Source organism: Streptomyces sp. NPDC029139 (assembly GCF_055564335.1).
In genome coordinates, this window is sequence record NZ_JBVHWN010000008.1 from 78,982 (window position 1) to 92,386 (window position 13,405).

14 protein-coding genes and 1 pseudogene are annotated in these 13,405 nt (G+C 70.9%); 13 read left to right on the top strand and 2 right to left on the bottom strand.

The window, feature by feature from the left end; genetic code table 11:
• Nucleotides 1-23 precede the first annotated feature (23 nt).
• The 7 genes and pseudogenes from ACZ4VW_RS19575 to ACZ4VW_RS19605 all read left to right on the top strand — a co-directional run bounded on the left by ACZ4VW_RS19575 (nucleotide 24) and on the right by ACZ4VW_RS19605 (nucleotide 5,167).
• Nucleotides 24-1,202 carry an ROK family glucokinase gene (locus ACZ4VW_RS19575; protein ID WP_467963967.1) on the top strand — a complete coding sequence of 393 codons (1,179 nt, stop codon included), beginning with the start codon at nucleotides 24-26 and terminating at the stop codon, nucleotides 1,200-1,202.
• Nucleotides 1,199-1,774 (top strand): hypothetical protein, encoded by a 576-nt coding sequence (locus ACZ4VW_RS19580; protein WP_467963969.1) that lies wholly within the window; start codon nucleotides 1,199-1,201, stop codon nucleotides 1,772-1,774. Before ACZ4VW_RS19575 ends, ACZ4VW_RS19580 begins: the two co-directional genes overlap by 4 nt.
• Before the next feature lie 153 nt (nucleotides 1,775-1,927).
• Complete coding sequence (locus ACZ4VW_RS19585) at nucleotides 1,928-2,266, top strand: MerR family transcriptional regulator (protein ID WP_467963971.1); 339 nt, start codon at nucleotides 1,928-1,930, stop codon at nucleotides 2,264-2,266.
• 286 nt (nucleotides 2,267-2,552) lie between these two features.
• Nucleotides 2,553-2,756, top strand: coding sequence for a cold-shock protein (locus ACZ4VW_RS19590; RefSeq protein ID WP_467963973.1), 204 nt, complete (start codon nucleotides 2,553-2,555; stop codon nucleotides 2,754-2,756).
• Between the two features lie 211 nt (nucleotides 2,757-2,967).
• Nucleotides 2,968-4,491 (top strand): DEAD/DEAH box helicase, encoded by a 1,524-nt coding sequence (locus tag ACZ4VW_RS19595; protein ID WP_467963974.1) that lies wholly within the window; start codon nucleotides 2,968-2,970, stop codon nucleotides 4,489-4,491.
• A gap of 43 nt (nucleotides 4,492-4,534) precedes the next feature.
• Nucleotides 4,535-4,801 (top strand): annotated as a pseudogene (locus ACZ4VW_RS19600) (CBS domain-containing protein); the annotation flags it as partial.
• 57 nt (nucleotides 4,802-4,858) lie between these two features.
• Entirely contained in the window at nucleotides 4,859-5,167 is a 309-nt protein-coding gene (locus tag ACZ4VW_RS19605; RefSeq protein WP_467963976.1) for an SCO5918 family protein, read from the top strand.
• A gap of 190 nt (nucleotides 5,168-5,357) precedes the next feature.
• On the opposite strand, the gene ACZ4VW_RS19610 is transcribed toward ACZ4VW_RS19605, so the two are convergent.
• Nucleotides 5,358-6,866: a right-handed parallel beta-helix repeat-containing protein gene (locus ACZ4VW_RS19610; RefSeq protein WP_467963978.1), complete on the bottom strand. Its 1,509-nt coding sequence runs from the start codon at nucleotides 6,864-6,866 to the stop codon at nucleotides 5,358-5,360.
• A gap of 169 nt (nucleotides 6,867-7,035) precedes the next feature.
• Here ACZ4VW_RS19610 and pcaDC point away from each other — a divergent pair, with 169 nt between their 5' ends.
• The 3 genes from pcaDC to ACZ4VW_RS19625 are packed head-to-tail and all read left to right on the top strand — an operon-like array spanning nucleotide 7,036 to nucleotide 9,811.
• Entirely contained in the window at nucleotides 7,036-8,304 is a 1,269-nt protein-coding gene (pcaDC, locus tag ACZ4VW_RS19615) for a bifunctional 3-oxoadipate enol-lactonase/4-carboxymuconolactone decarboxylase PcaDC (RefSeq protein ID WP_467963979.1), read from the top strand.
• A 40-nt stretch (nucleotides 8,305-8,344) separates the two neighbouring features.
• A complete protein-coding gene (locus tag ACZ4VW_RS19620) occupies nucleotides 8,345-8,977 on the top strand; it encodes an MBL fold metallo-hydrolase (RefSeq protein WP_467963980.1) in 633 nt (210 codons plus the stop codon).
• Nucleotides 8,978-9,031: 54 nt separating this feature from the next.
• Complete coding sequence (locus tag ACZ4VW_RS19625) at nucleotides 9,032-9,811, top strand: exodeoxyribonuclease III (protein WP_467963982.1); 780 nt, start codon at nucleotides 9,032-9,034, stop codon at nucleotides 9,809-9,811.
• Nucleotides 9,812-9,977: 166 nt separating this feature from the next.
• Here the strand turns inward: ACZ4VW_RS19625 and ACZ4VW_RS19630 are convergent, their stop codons facing one another.
• Entirely contained in the window at nucleotides 9,978-11,009 is a 1,032-nt protein-coding gene (locus ACZ4VW_RS19630) for a glycerophosphodiester phosphodiesterase (protein WP_467963984.1), read from the bottom strand.
• Nucleotides 11,010-11,140: 131 nt separating this feature from the next.
• On the opposite strand from ACZ4VW_RS19630, the gene ACZ4VW_RS19635 reads away from it, so the two are divergent.
• The 3 genes from ACZ4VW_RS19635 (at nucleotide 11,141) to ACZ4VW_RS19645 (ending at nucleotide 13,400) form a co-directional block, all read left to right on the top strand.
• Nucleotides 11,141-11,578, top strand: coding sequence for a DUF6278 family protein (locus ACZ4VW_RS19635; protein WP_467963985.1), 438 nt, complete (start codon nucleotides 11,141-11,143; stop codon nucleotides 11,576-11,578).
• A gap of 141 nt (nucleotides 11,579-11,719) precedes the next feature.
• A complete protein-coding gene (locus ACZ4VW_RS19640) occupies nucleotides 11,720-12,466 on the top strand; it encodes an amino acid ABC transporter ATP-binding protein (protein ID WP_467963986.1) in 747 nt (248 codons plus the stop codon).
• A gap of 16 nt (nucleotides 12,467-12,482) precedes the next feature.
• Nucleotides 12,483-13,400 carry a glutamate ABC transporter substrate-binding protein gene (locus tag ACZ4VW_RS19645; RefSeq protein WP_467963987.1) on the top strand — a complete coding sequence of 306 codons (918 nt, stop codon included), beginning with the start codon at nucleotides 12,483-12,485 and terminating at the stop codon, nucleotides 13,398-13,400.
• Nucleotides 13,401-13,405: the final 5 nt, after the last annotated feature.

Below are 13,405 nucleotides of genomic sequence, written 5' to 3' on the forward strand. Positions count from 1 at the left end.
GCGCACCTGGCAGAATCGAGCCGATGAGTACCTACCGCGATCTGACCCAGCGCGGGGCCGCCCGAGGAGCCGCGCTGCGGACCGTCGGCACCCGGGAGCGGCGCTCCCATCTGACCGCGCCCCGGGTGCCCACCGTCGGCATCGACATCGGCGGTACCAAGGTCATGGCCGGGGTCGTCGACGCGGACGGGACCATCCTGGAGAAGGTCCGCACCGAGACCCCCGACAAGTCCAAGAGCCCCAAGGTCGTCGAGGACACCATCGTCGAGCTGGTCCTGGACCTCTCCGACCGGCACGATGTGCACGCCGTCGGCATCGGCGCGGCCGGCTGGGTCGACGCCGAACGGGCCACCGTGCTCTTCGCCCCGCACCTCGCCTGGCGCAACGAGCCGCTGCGCGACGCCCTCCAGTCCCGGCTCGCCGTCCCCGTCATGGTCGACAACGACGCCAACACCGCCGCCTGGGCCGAGTGGCGCTTCGGCGCCGGACGGGGTGAGGACCACCTCGTCATGATCACCCTCGGTACCGGCATCGGCGGGGCGATCCTGGAGGACGGCCGGGTCAAGCGCGGCAAGTACGGCGTGGCCGGCGAGTTCGGCCACATGCAGGTCGTGCCCGGCGGCCACCGCTGCCCCTGCGGCAACCGCGGCTGCTGGGAGCAGTACAGCTCCGGCAACGCCCTGGTCCGCGAGGCCCGGGAACTGGCCGTCGCCGACTCCCCGGTCGCGTACAACATCATCGAGCGGGTCAAGGGCCACGTCCCCGAGATCACCGGACCCCTCATCACCGAGCTGGCCCGCGAGGGCGACGCCATGTGCGTCGAGCTCTTCCAGGACATCGGCCAGTGGCTCGGCGTCGGCATCGCCAACCTCGCCGCCGCGCTCGACCCCTCCTGCTTCGTCATCGGCGGAGGCGTCAGCGCCGCCGACGACCTGCTCATCGGCCCCGCCCGGGACGCCTTCCGCCGCCACCTCACCGGCCGCGGCTACCGCCCCGAGGCCCGGATCGTGAAGGCCCAGCTCGGGCCCGAGGCCGGCATGGTCGGCGCCGCCGACCTCGCCCGGCTCGTGGCCCGCCGCTTCCGCCGTGCCAACCGCCGCCGCGTCGAGCGCCACGAGAGGTACGAGCGCTACGCCCAGGCCCTGCGGGGCGGCGGCACCGAAGGACGTACCCCCCGCACCACCCAGGATCCGGACTCATGACCGTTCCCACCCAGTCCGTCGCTCCCGAGCAGGAGACCAAGCTGCCGGAGGACCGGCGCCACATGATCCGCCGTCGCTGGCTGACGGCGATCATCATCGTCCTGCTCGTCGGCATCCCCGCCGGCTATCTGGTGATCTCCGCCGGGCAGAGCCGCGACAGCGGCCGCGACAAGGAACGCGAGTCCTCGGCCACCGGGCTGCGGGACAGCTGGCCCTCGCTCATGAAGCGCCGCGTCTTCGAGGTCCCGATCCCCCCGGGCAGCACCGGCGTCGCCTACTACGAGACCAGCAACTGGAAGACGAGCCGGCTGTACGTCCAGTTCACGACGAACGCCGGCTGGCTCGACATCTTTCTGGGCAGCGTCGGCTCCAGCCGCTCCCAGCTGGTTCCCGGCGAGGTCACGGTCGGCGAACGCGACGCCGACATCGCGGGCTGGAACTTCGCGACCGACCGGGACTGGTCGGGCACCACCGTCGGCCGGGACAAGCCGCGCCCGAGCCAGGACATCACCGTGGACCTCACGGACCCCGCCGCCCCCAAGGTGTTCGTGGTGTCCACCACCACACCGTGACCGCCCCCAAGCGATGACCTCGCTCCTCCACGGGCGAAATTCTACGCCGGCCGAAATAGACATTCGAAACCGGCAGATGGTATAGCAGTTTCTCCGGGGTCCTGGTGCCGTACGGCGCCAGGGCCCCTCTACGCGTTCCACGGAGAGGTGCAAATGACAGCAGATGACTCGTACGGCCGTCTCGACGACGACGACTACCCGGCGTACACGATGGGCCGGGCCGCCGAGATGCTCGGCACCACCCAGGGCTTCCTCCGCGCCATCGGCGAGGCCCGCCTGATCACCCCGCTGCGCTCCAAGGGCGGACACCGCCGCTACTCGCGCTACCAGCTCCGCATCGCCGCGCGGGCCCGGGAACTCGTCGACCAGGGCACCCCCATCGAGGCCGCCTGCCGCATCATCATCCTCGAGGACCAGCTCGAAGAGGCCCAGCGCATCAACGCCGAGTACCGCCGCGCCGCCGAATCGGTGAATCCACCGCCCGAGGCCTGAGTGCCCGTATCTATGACCGCGAGATGAGGATTAGAAGCGTGGCGCGGGGAGAGTTCTTGCCCTGCTGAAGAGGGCGGAGTTATCGAGCGTACGCAGGCCGATGCGGCATGCTACTGTCGATCTCAGTTGACGTCGTGGCTCCCCATAATTCAGGCACCTCAGCGGGTGTTTCGGCCACTGGAAGCGTTCTGTATCTCCGGCGATTCTTCCGGTCGGGCCATCATCGCGGCGATCCGGTATCCGCGCATCGCGGATCTGCCGCACGTACTTCCCTAGGAGATATGACATGGCGTCCGGCACTGTGAAGTGGTTCAACGCAGCCAAGGGATTCGGCTTCATCGAGCAGGAAGATGGCGGCGCGGACGTGTTCGCCCACTTCTCGAACATCGCCGCCCAGGGCTTGTACGAACTCGTCGAAGGTCAGAAGGTCATCTTCGACATCGCACAGGGCCAAAAGGGTCCGACGGCCGAGAACATCGTTCCCGCCTGACTCGAACGCGCATTTCTGCAGCTGGGGCCCGCATCCCTCGGGGTGCGGGCCCCAGCTGCGGGCATTTATCTCCAGGGCTCTTCGGAGCCACGTCGTCGAACCGCAGATCAAATGAGATCGTGCATTCACTGAGGCCCGTTCCTGTGATTCCCCGCGCTGCTTTACCGCTGCGGGAATTCCTTGATGCGTGCCCTGTCAAGGAAGGTTCTGAATGAACCCCACACGTACGAACAGCCGCTCCTCCCGCACCCGTCGCAGCGGCGCCCCCGCTTTCGACGCCTCCGCCGGTTCCTCGCGGGGCGGCCGCTCGTTCGCCCCGAGCCGTTCGGGAGCTCCGAGCCGTTCGGGCGGACCGAGCCGTTCGGGCGGCTACGGCCGGCGGCCCGCCGCCCCGCAGGGGGAGTTCGCCCTGCCGAAGACCATCACCCCGGCACTGCCCGCCGTCGAGGCGTTCGCCGACCTGGACATGCCGCAGGAACTCCTGGCCGCGCTCACCGCGCAGGGCCTGTCCGTGCCCTTCCCGATCCAGGGGGCGACGCTGCCGAACTCCCTGGCCGGGCGTGACGTCCTGGGCCGCGGCCGGACCGGCTCCGGCAAGACGCTCGCCTTCGGTCTCGCCCTGCTGGCCCGCACCGCCGGACAGCGCGCCGAGCCCCGTCAGCCGCTCGCCCTGGTCCTGGTCCCCACCCGGGAACTCGCCCAGCAGGTCACCGACGCCCTGACCCCCTACGCCCGTGCCGTGCGGCTGCGCCTGACCACCGTCGTCGGCGGGATGTCGATCGGCAGGCAGGCGAGCGCGCTGCGGGGTGGCGCCGAAGTGGTCGTGGCCACCCCCGGCCGCCTCAAGGACCTCATCGACCGCGGTGACTGCCGGCTGAACCAGGTCGCGATCACCGTCCTGGACGAGGCCGACCAGATGGCCGACATGGGCTTCATGCCGCAGGTCACCGCACTGCTGGACCAGGTCCGCCCCGAGGGCCAGCGCATGCTGTTCTCGGCGACCCTGGACCGCAACGTCGACCTCCTGGTCCGCCGTTACCTCACCGACGCCGTCGTGCACTCCGTGGACCCCTCCCAGGGCGCGGTCACCACGATGGAGCACCACGTCCTGCACGTGCACGGCGCCGACAAGCAGCGCACGACGACGGAGATCGCGGCGCGCGAGGGCCGCGTGATCATGTTCCTGGACACCAAGCACGCCGTGGACCGCCTCACCCAGGACCTCCTCGGCAGCGGTGTCCGGGCCGCCGCGCTGCACGGCGGGAAGTCACAGCCGCAGCGCACCCGCACACTCGCCCAGTTCAAGACCGGACACGTCACCGTCCTGGTCGCGACGAACGTCGCGGCGCGCGGCATCCACGTCGACAACCTCGACCTCGTCGTCAACGTGGACCCGCCGACCGACCACAAGGACTACCTCCACCGCGGCGGCCGTACCGCCCGGGCGGGCGAGTCCGGCTGTGTCGTCACCCTGGTCACCCCCAACCAGCGGCGCGACATGACCCGCCTCATGGCGGCCGCCGGCATCGTGCCCCAGACCACCCAGGTCCGCTCCGGCGAGGAGGCCCTCAGCCGGATCACCGGCGCCCAGGCCCCCTCCGGCATCCCCGTGACGATCACCGCGCCCCCGGCGGAGCGGCGTCAGGGCAAGCCCGCCTCCCGCGGCCGACGCAGCCGCTCCTCGTCCACCCGGCGCGTGAGCGCGCGGCAGAACACCTTCGACGCGGCGGCCTGATCGCCCACTCCGAAAGCCGACCCATCTCCGCAGGAGGCATGTTGTGACGCTGGTTCAGACGCATCCCCGCCCGTCGAGCGCCATCCCCGTCCGCCGGACGGTGGCCGACGCCATGGACACGGCCGGACCCCAGGTCGGTGACGACATGACCGTCGAGGTGGCCCTGTCCGTCATGGCCAGTGCCCGTACCGGACATCTGCTCGTCTGCGACAACGACGGCCTGTGCACCGGTCTGGTCACCCACGCCCAGCTCACCACCGTCCGCGCCGGCTCCGCCTACACGGACCGGCTCCAGCTGCGCGACATCCTCGCCCGCTGAACCGCCCCGTCGCGGCAGAACCATCCCTCCCTCTCCCTGTGAGGCATCATGCGCTGTGTCATCGCCCGCTTCCCGTTCGACCTCACCAAGAGCGGCGTGCTCGAAACCATGAAGGGCGTCAAGCCCGAGCCGGTCACCGGTGACTCCGTGATCATCGGCCGCCGCACGTACCCCGTCATGCAGGTCGGGCAGGTCATCACCCGCCAGGACCGCCGCGACTTCAGCGCCGGTGAGGTGCTCCGGGCCATGACCATGCTCGGCTTCACCTGCCGCGGCCTTCCCCAGGCCGCGCCCACGACGGCCGTCACCCCGCTCCAGCATGCCTCGGCGCTGCTCGGCGCCCCGGCGGCCGCCTGACCGACGGGCGTCCACACGGTCGGTCGACCCGTGTGGGAGCGCGTGACACGACGAAGCCCCGCCGGAACCGTCCGGCGGGGCTTTCGCGTGCCGCTTCCCGAACACCCGCTCCCCGCGCCCCGATACGGCACCGGGCCCGCCGGGGCACGCACGTGGGGGCCGCTCGGCCTTCCGGCCACTCGTCCGAGCGTTACAGACCCGGTCCGTTGTACGCGCCGCGGTGCGGCTTCACGGTCGCGGTCACCGGGTTGGCCCAGTAGTCGCGGCCTCCGTTGCCGCTGATCACGGAGCCGTTGTTCAGGGCGGGGGAGGTGGACCGCAGCCTGTAGCCGTCGACGGAGTGGATCGTGTCGCCGCCGGTGCCCGGGTTCACGAAGTGCGGGTCGCCCGCGATGCCGTTGGCGGTCGGCCGGGGCACCCCCTGGAAGACGTTCCACCGCCAGGAGATCCCGGGGCCCGTGGGCAGCCGGGAGTCGCTGGTGCCCACCCAGATGTTGTTCTCGACGACGCTCTCCTCGGGGAGCGTGACGCTGAACTTCCTGTCCGTGCAGTAGAAGACGTTGTTGTACATGTGCAGCGCGGAGCGGCCGGCGCTGACGCTGCTCATACGGCAGTCGTTCTCGGAGATGTTGTAGCGGATGATCTGCCGGGCGCCGCCGATGGTGCCGCAGCCGTCGCAGTCGAGGAAGAAGCCGCCGATGTTGTCGCGGCTGAAGTTGTACTGGATCGTGCAGGTGCCGGTGTTGCCCCAGTCGCAGTCGAACGCCTGGCTGTCGGCCACGGACATCCGTGTGATGCCGTACACGGCGTTCTTCTGAATGGTCGGGTTGTGGTCGCCGAGCACCCAGATGCCGGCGAAGTTGCCACCGGAGAAGGGGTACGCGCCGTTGCCGACGCCGGAGGCGTTGTTGTACTGGATCATCGGCGCGTCGGCGTAGCTGACGATGATGCCGTCACCGCCGACGTCCTCGACGACATTGTGCTCGACCAGGACGCCGGAGCCCTTCACCGCCATCGTGCCGACACGGATCTTGAGGCCGCCGCCTCCCGTGTCGCTGATCCGGTTGTGGTGGACGTGGACGTCGTGGAGGGTCGAGTTGGCGCCGGTCGCGCCTGTGACGATGCCGGCGGACTGGACGAAGTCCTCGGTGGTCGGGCTGTTCTTGTTCGTCTGTCCGGCGACGTGGTCGACGACGAGATGGCCGATGTCGAAACCGCGGTGCGCCGTGCCGTCGGTGACGGAGATCCGCAGACCGGTGCGTCGGGCGAGGGAGGAGGCGGGATTGGTGAGCCTGAGGTTGCTGATGCGCCAGTGGTCCTGGTTGGTGAAGGAGACGGCGCCGGCGGCTCCGTTGCCGTCGATCACCGGCAGTGCGCCGGTGCCGTAGGCGGTGAGGGTGATGGGGTCGGTGGCGGTGCCGCTGCCCCGAGGGGCGAGGGAGCCGGTGCAGGTGGTGCCGGAGGCGAGGGCGAGCGTGTCACCGGGGCCGTACGTCCTCGCGTTGGCCTGGCCGATGCTGTGGAACGGCGACGACTCGCTGCCGTCGCCGGCCGTAGCGCGCGAGCAGTCGACGTAGGTGGTGCTTCCGGCGGCGGAGGCGGGCGCGCCGGTGAGGGCGACGCCACCGGTGAGAGCGAGGGCGGCGACGATGAGCCCACGGCCCGTCAACTTCCCTGCGCTCCACAGTCTGTCGGTCATGGCTCGACACCCTTCTGGCGGTCTGGTGCCGCCAGAAGCTATGTGCGGTCGATGATCGAGTCAATGTTTTAGTGTCGATTGATCGAATTTCGATCAATCGGCGATGGGGGCCCGCCGGGCTCCCGACCCGGCGAGGGGAGCCAGCGGGCGGGATGAGAGGGTCGGGCGGGTGAGCGAGACACTTCCGAACACCCTGCAATACCGCGTTGACGGGCAAGGAGACGCCCCGGTCCTGGTCATCGGGCCCTCCCTGGGCACCACCTGGCACATGTGGGACCGCCAGATACCCGAGCTCACCCGCCAATGGCGCGTCGTCCGTTTCGACCTGCCGGGCCACGGCGGGGCCCCCGCCCGTCCCTTCACCTCCGTCGCCGAGCTCGGCGACCGGCTGCTCGCCACCCTCGACGAGCTGGGCATCCAGCGCTTCGGCTACGCCGGCTGTTCCATCGGCGGCGCGGTCGGCCTCGACCTCGCCCTGCGGGCGCCCCACCGGGTCGCCTCACTCGCGCTGGTGGCCGCCTCGCCCCGCTTCGGCAGCGCCGACGAGTTCCGCCAGCGCGGCGTGATCGTCCGCACCAACGGCCTCGAGCCCATGGCCCGGACCGCCCCCGAGCAGTGGTTCACCCCCGCCTTCCGTGCCGCCCAGCCCGCGATCGTCGAGTGGGCCGTGCAGATGGTCCGGACGACCGACCCCGGCTGCTACATCGGCGCCTGCGAAGCGCTCGCGGTCTTCGACGTACGAGAAGCCCTCGGCCGCATCGGTGTCCCCGCCCTGGTGCTCGTCGGCTCCGAGGACCAGGTCACCGGCCCCGCCGAGGCCCGCACCCTGGTCGCCGGTATCGCCGACGCCCGGCTCGCCGTCGTCCCCGGGGCCTCGCACCTCGCCCCCGTCGAGCAGCCCGCGGCCGTCACCGACCTGCTCACCGACCACTTCGCCGGGATCGTGCACGACACGCAGTCCGCCCTGCATGCCCCGCCGATGCCGCCCGTCTCCGCCCCCGTCGTGCCCGTCGCCGAGATCGCCCCCGCCGAGCCCTCCGGCCCGGCGGCCGGAGCCGTCCGGCCCGACCCGTACGACCAGGGCCTCAAGCTGCGCCGCGAGATCCTCGGCGACGCCCATGTGGACCAGGCGCTGGCCGACGAGTTCGGCGCCGACCTCCAGGGCCTCGTCACCCGCTACGCCTGGGGCGAGGTCTGGAGCAGGGAGGGCCTGGACCGCCGGACCCGCAGCTGCGTGACCCTGACGGCTCTGATCGCCGGCGGACACCAGGACGCGCTCGCCGACCACACCCGCGCCGCCCTGCGCAACGGACTGACCCCGGACGAGATCAGGGAGGTCGCGCTCCAGACCGCGGTCTACTGCGGGCTGCCCGCCGCCGAGAGCGCCCTGCGCGTGATGGCCCGGGTGATCAAGGAGGAGACCACGCCCCAGGCGTAGGCTGGCCGGGCACTCTTGGCCCGTCGTGAGGTGGAGTCTTGTGAAGCTGACGAAGAAGTCGCACGCCTGCGTCCGTCTGGAGAAGGACGGGGGGACGCTCGTCATCGATCCCGGCGGCTTCAGCGAGGAGGACTCCGCCCTCGGCGCCGACGTCGTGCTGGTCACCCACGAGCACCCGGACCACTTCGACGAGGGCAGGCTGCGGGCCGGCCTGGAGTTCAACCCGGCGGCCGAGATCTGGACCCTGCGCAGCGTCGCGGACAAGCTCTCGGCCGCCTTCCCGGGCCGCGTCCACGTCGTCGGCGACGGCGACACCTTCAGCGCGGGCGGCTTCGACGTCCAGGTACACGGCGAGCTCCACGCGGTGATCCACCCGGACATCCCCCGGGTCACCAACGTCGGATTCCTCGTGGACGGCTCCCTCTTCCACCCGGGCGACGCGCTGACCGTCCCCGGGCACCCGGTGGACACGCTGATGCTGCCGGTGATGGCCCCCTGGAACAAGATCTCCGAGGTCATCGACTACGTACGGGAGGTCAAGCCGCGCCGCGCCATCGACATCCACGACGCCCTGCTCACCGACCTCGCCCGGCCCATCTACGACCGGCAGATCGGCGCCCTCGGCGGCACCGACCACGGCCGGATGACCCCGGGCGACTCCACGGATCTGTGAGCCACCGCACCGCGGGACCGGTGACTGTCACACCCCGCCGTTAGGCTTGCGCTCATGCGCATCGCGACCTGGAACGTCAATTCGATCACCGCCCGCCTGCCCCGGCTCCTGGCCTGGCTGGAGAGCTCCGGCACGGACGTGCTGTGCATCCAGGAGACCAAGTGCACCGTCGAGCAGTTCCCCGCCGACGAGCTCCGCGAGCTGGGGTACGAGTCGGTGGTGAACGCCACCGGCCGGTGGAACGGCGTGGCCCTGCTCTCCAAGGTGGGCCTGGAGGACGTCGTCACCGGACTGCCCGGCGGCCCGGACTACGAGACCGCGCAGGAGCCCCGGGCGATCTCCGCGACCTGCGGCCCGGTCCGCGTGTGGTCGGTGTACGTGCCCAACGGCCGCGAGGTCGCGCACGAGCACTACGCGTACAAGCTCCGCTGGCTGGAGGCGCTCCAGGCGGCCGTCGCCGAGGACGCGGCGGGCGAGCGGCCCTTCGCCGTGCTCGGTGACTTCAACATCGCGCCGACCGACGACGACGTCTTCGACGTGGCGGCCTTCGAGGGTGCCACGCACGTCACCGCGCCCGAGCGGGCCGCGCTCGCCGGCCTGCGCGAGACCGGCCTGACCGACGTGGTCCCGCGCCCGCTCAAGTACGACCGCCCCTTCACGTACTGGGACTACCGCCAGCTCTGCTTCCCGAAGAACCGGGGCATGCGCATCGACCTGGTGTACGGCAACAAGCCGTTCGCCGACGCGGTCAAGGACAGCTATGTCGACCGCGAGGAGCGCAAGGGCAAGGGCGCGTCCGACCACGCCCCGGTCGTCGTCGACCTGGACGTCTAGACATCCCCTGGGCCGTGTCCGGAAAGCCCCGCCCGGCCCACGACGCCCGGCACGTACCCTCGGGTGCGTTGTCGGATCGCCCGACTACACCCCGTACGAGGACGACCCTCCGCCTCGCGATCGCACGCACCGGACGCCGCGGGCCCTGCCCTGCGGGCAGACGGCGCTACTTTCCGGACACGGCCTGGGACCGGTCAGGCGTCCGGGCGGCGTTCCAGCCGGTCAGCTCGGCCGGGCGGTTGGTGATGATCCCGTCGGTGCCGAGCGCGTCGAGCGTCTTCCAGCGGGCCGGGGTGTCCACCGTCCAGGCCATCACGGCCACCCCGGCCGCGTGGAGCGCGCGCACCGTCTCGGGGTGGGCGGACAGCTCCACGGCGGACGGGTTGTAGGTGCTCAGCCCGAGTTCCCCGGCGATCGCGACCGGGTCGGCGTCCAGCTTGTCGCGCAGCAGCCCGAGAGGGAGTTCGGGGGCCAGGGCGCGGGTGTGCCGCAGGGCCTCGGGGTCGAAGCTCTGGACGAGCACCCGGCCGGTCATGTCGTGGTCGCGGATCTCGTGGACGATGCGCGCCACCTCGGCGCGGCTGTGCCTGCCCTTGATCTCCAGGACCAGGTTCCCGCCGCGGCGGCGGAGGTCGTCCAGCTGGGCGGCGAGAGTGGGGACCCGTGCGCCGGCGAAGGCGGGGGCGAACCACGAGCCGGCGTCGAGCGCGTCCAGCTCCGCGGCGGTGAGCTCGCGGATCGGCCCGGTGCCGTCGGTGGTCCGGTCGACCGTGGTGTCGTGGAGGACGTACGGCACGCCGTCCTCGCTCGGCTGGACGTCGTTCTCGATCCACCGGGCGCCGGCCCGGCGGGCGACCTCGTCGGCCACCAGCGTGTTCTCGGGCGCGGCCGAGGAGGCCCCCCGGTGGGCGATCACCGTCACCGGCGCGCCGGGTGCCCGCAGGAAGACGTTGGCGGCTCGCCGCACCCCGCTCGCGGGCCCCTTCGCCGCACCCGAAGCACCCGAAGCACCTGAAGCACCTGAAGCGCCGGAAGCACCCGAGGCGCCCTCGGCGTCCGAGGCGGCGGACGCCGGCGACGTCTCCCGCGTGATCAGAAACGCGGCGGTCGAGGCGCACGAGAGAGTCAGGACGAGGGCGACGACGACGGGGCGCCGACCACGGCGCGCGCGGGTGGTCGGGGTCTGGGGATCGGGCATGCGCCACACTTTAAGGCCGGGCGCGCGAGTCGAGGCCGGGCACGCGAGCCGGACGGCGCGCCGTCCCCGAGCCCGGATGATCTCCGCGTGCCGGGTGGTGCCACCAGAGGGTGCAATGCGACGCTGGTCAGATGAACATCCCGTTCCTGGACAACTGGCGCAAGCGGCCCGAGGTCGATCGATCCCCCTTGGCCGCGGCCTTCGACCGTGACCCGGAGGGGGTCGGCCAGCTGCTCGCCGAGTGTGAGCTGCTGCGCGCCAGGGCCCAGGACGCGGGGGTGCGGCTTGACGACACCCCGCGCTCGCTGGTGGCGCTCGACCAGCTTCCGCCGCGCTGGCGGGACGATCCGGAGGAGCTGCCCTGGCTGGGCAACGACGCCGGGCTGTACCTGGGCACGGTCATCGTCCGCACGGTGCGGGGCGCGGTCTGGCAGGTGTGGCCCGGAGGACGGCCGGTGGTCCGGCTGGCCTCGGGCCGGGAGATCGACGTGGTGGCGGCCGGGCTCGACTGGGCTGTCAGCGGAGCGCCCGAACTGTCCCAGGTGTACGCGGAGGCCGCCGAGTTCTGACCGGCCACAGCCCCCCACTGGCCACCCTTCCGCAGTAAATACGGCTAATGCGCATGTCATGCGTGTCGGGCGTGAAGTCCCTTTTTGTGGTGGATAGTTTGCGCTGACCTCGACACAGCTGAGAAGGGGGCAGGGCAGCGTATGGCCGTCGTCGATCCGTTGATCGAGCTGCGGGACGTCAACAAGCACTACGGCACCTTGCACGTTCTGCAGGACATCCGTCTCACCGTCGGTCGCGGCGAGGTGGTGGTGGTCATCGGACCGTCCGGCTCGGGCAAGTCGACGCTCTGCCGTGCCATGAACCGGCTGGAGGCCGTCGAGTCGGGCGAAATCCTCATCGACGGGCGGCCCCTGCCGGACGAGGGCAAGGCGCTGGCCCGGCTGCGGGCCGAGGTCGGCATGGTCTTCCAGTCCTTCAACCTCTTCGCGCACAAGACCGTCCTCGCCAACGTCTCCCTGGCACAGATCAAGGTCCGCGGGCGCAAGAAGGAGGAGGCCGACCGGCGTTCGCGCGAGCTGCTCGACCGGGTCGGGCTCGCCGCGCACGCCGACAAGTTCCCCGCCCAGCTCTCCGGCGGCCAGCAGCAGCGCGTCGCGATCGCCCGCGCGCTCGCCATGGATCCCAAGGCGCTCCTCTTCGACGAGCCGACCTCCGCGCTGGACCCCGAGATGATCAACGAGGTCCTGGAGGTGATGCAGCAGCTCGCGCGGGAGGGGATGACCATGGTCGTCGTCACGCACGAGATGGGCTTCGCCCGCTCGGCCGCGAACCGTGTCGTCTTCATGGCCGACGGCCGCATCGTCGAGGACCGCGCGCCGGAGGAGTTCTTCACCAGCCCGCGCAGCGAACGTGCCAAGGACTTCCTGTCCAAGATCCTCAAGCACTGAACGGGGGCGGGACGCCATGCACCGTACGCGACGTACTCTCACCGCCCTCGCGCTGCTCGCCGCCGCCGTGAGCGCGCTGACCGCCTGTGGCAAGGAGGGCAGCCCGCCCGTCAAGGGCCCGCAGCCGGACGAACTCCCCGTCTACCAGGTCCGGACGGCGTTCCAGCTGCCCGACTCCCCGACCTGGCGGAACGCGAAGAAGCGCGGCCACCTGATCGTCGGCGCCAAGGAGGACCAGCCGTACATGGGGGAGAAGGACCCGGCCACCGGACGGTACTCGGGCTTCGACATCGAGATCGCGAAGATGATGGCGGCCTCCCTCGGCTTCGACCCCGCCACCGTCGAGTTCCGGACGATCGCCTCGGCGAACCGCGAAACGGCCCTGCAGAACGGCCAGATCGACTACTACGTCGGCACCTACACCATCAACGACAACCGCAAGAAGCTCGTCGGCTTCGCCGGCCCCTACTACATGGCCGGCCAGTCGCTGCTCGTGCGCACCGACGAGAACGACATCCAGGGGCCCCAGGACCTGGACGGCAAGCGCGTCTGCTCGGCCGCCGGATCCACCCCGTACCAGCGCATCGAACAGGACTATCCGAAGGCCGATCTCGTCGCCTACGACACCTACTCCGTCTGCGTCGACAACCTCCTCACCTTCCAGGTCGACGCGGTCACCACCGACGACACGATCCTCATGGGCTACGCGGCCAAGGTCCCCGACGAACTCAAGGTCGTCGGAAAGCCGTTCTCCCGCGAGCCGTACGGCATCGGCGTCCCACGGAACGACAACGCCCTGCGCTTCGCGCTCGACGACGCCCTCGCCGCTCACGAGAAGAACGGCGACTGGAAGAAGGCGTACGACGCGACCCTCGGCCTCTCCGGGGTCCCGGCCCCGCAGCCCCCCGCCATCGACCGCTACCCGGCGAGCTGAGGAGG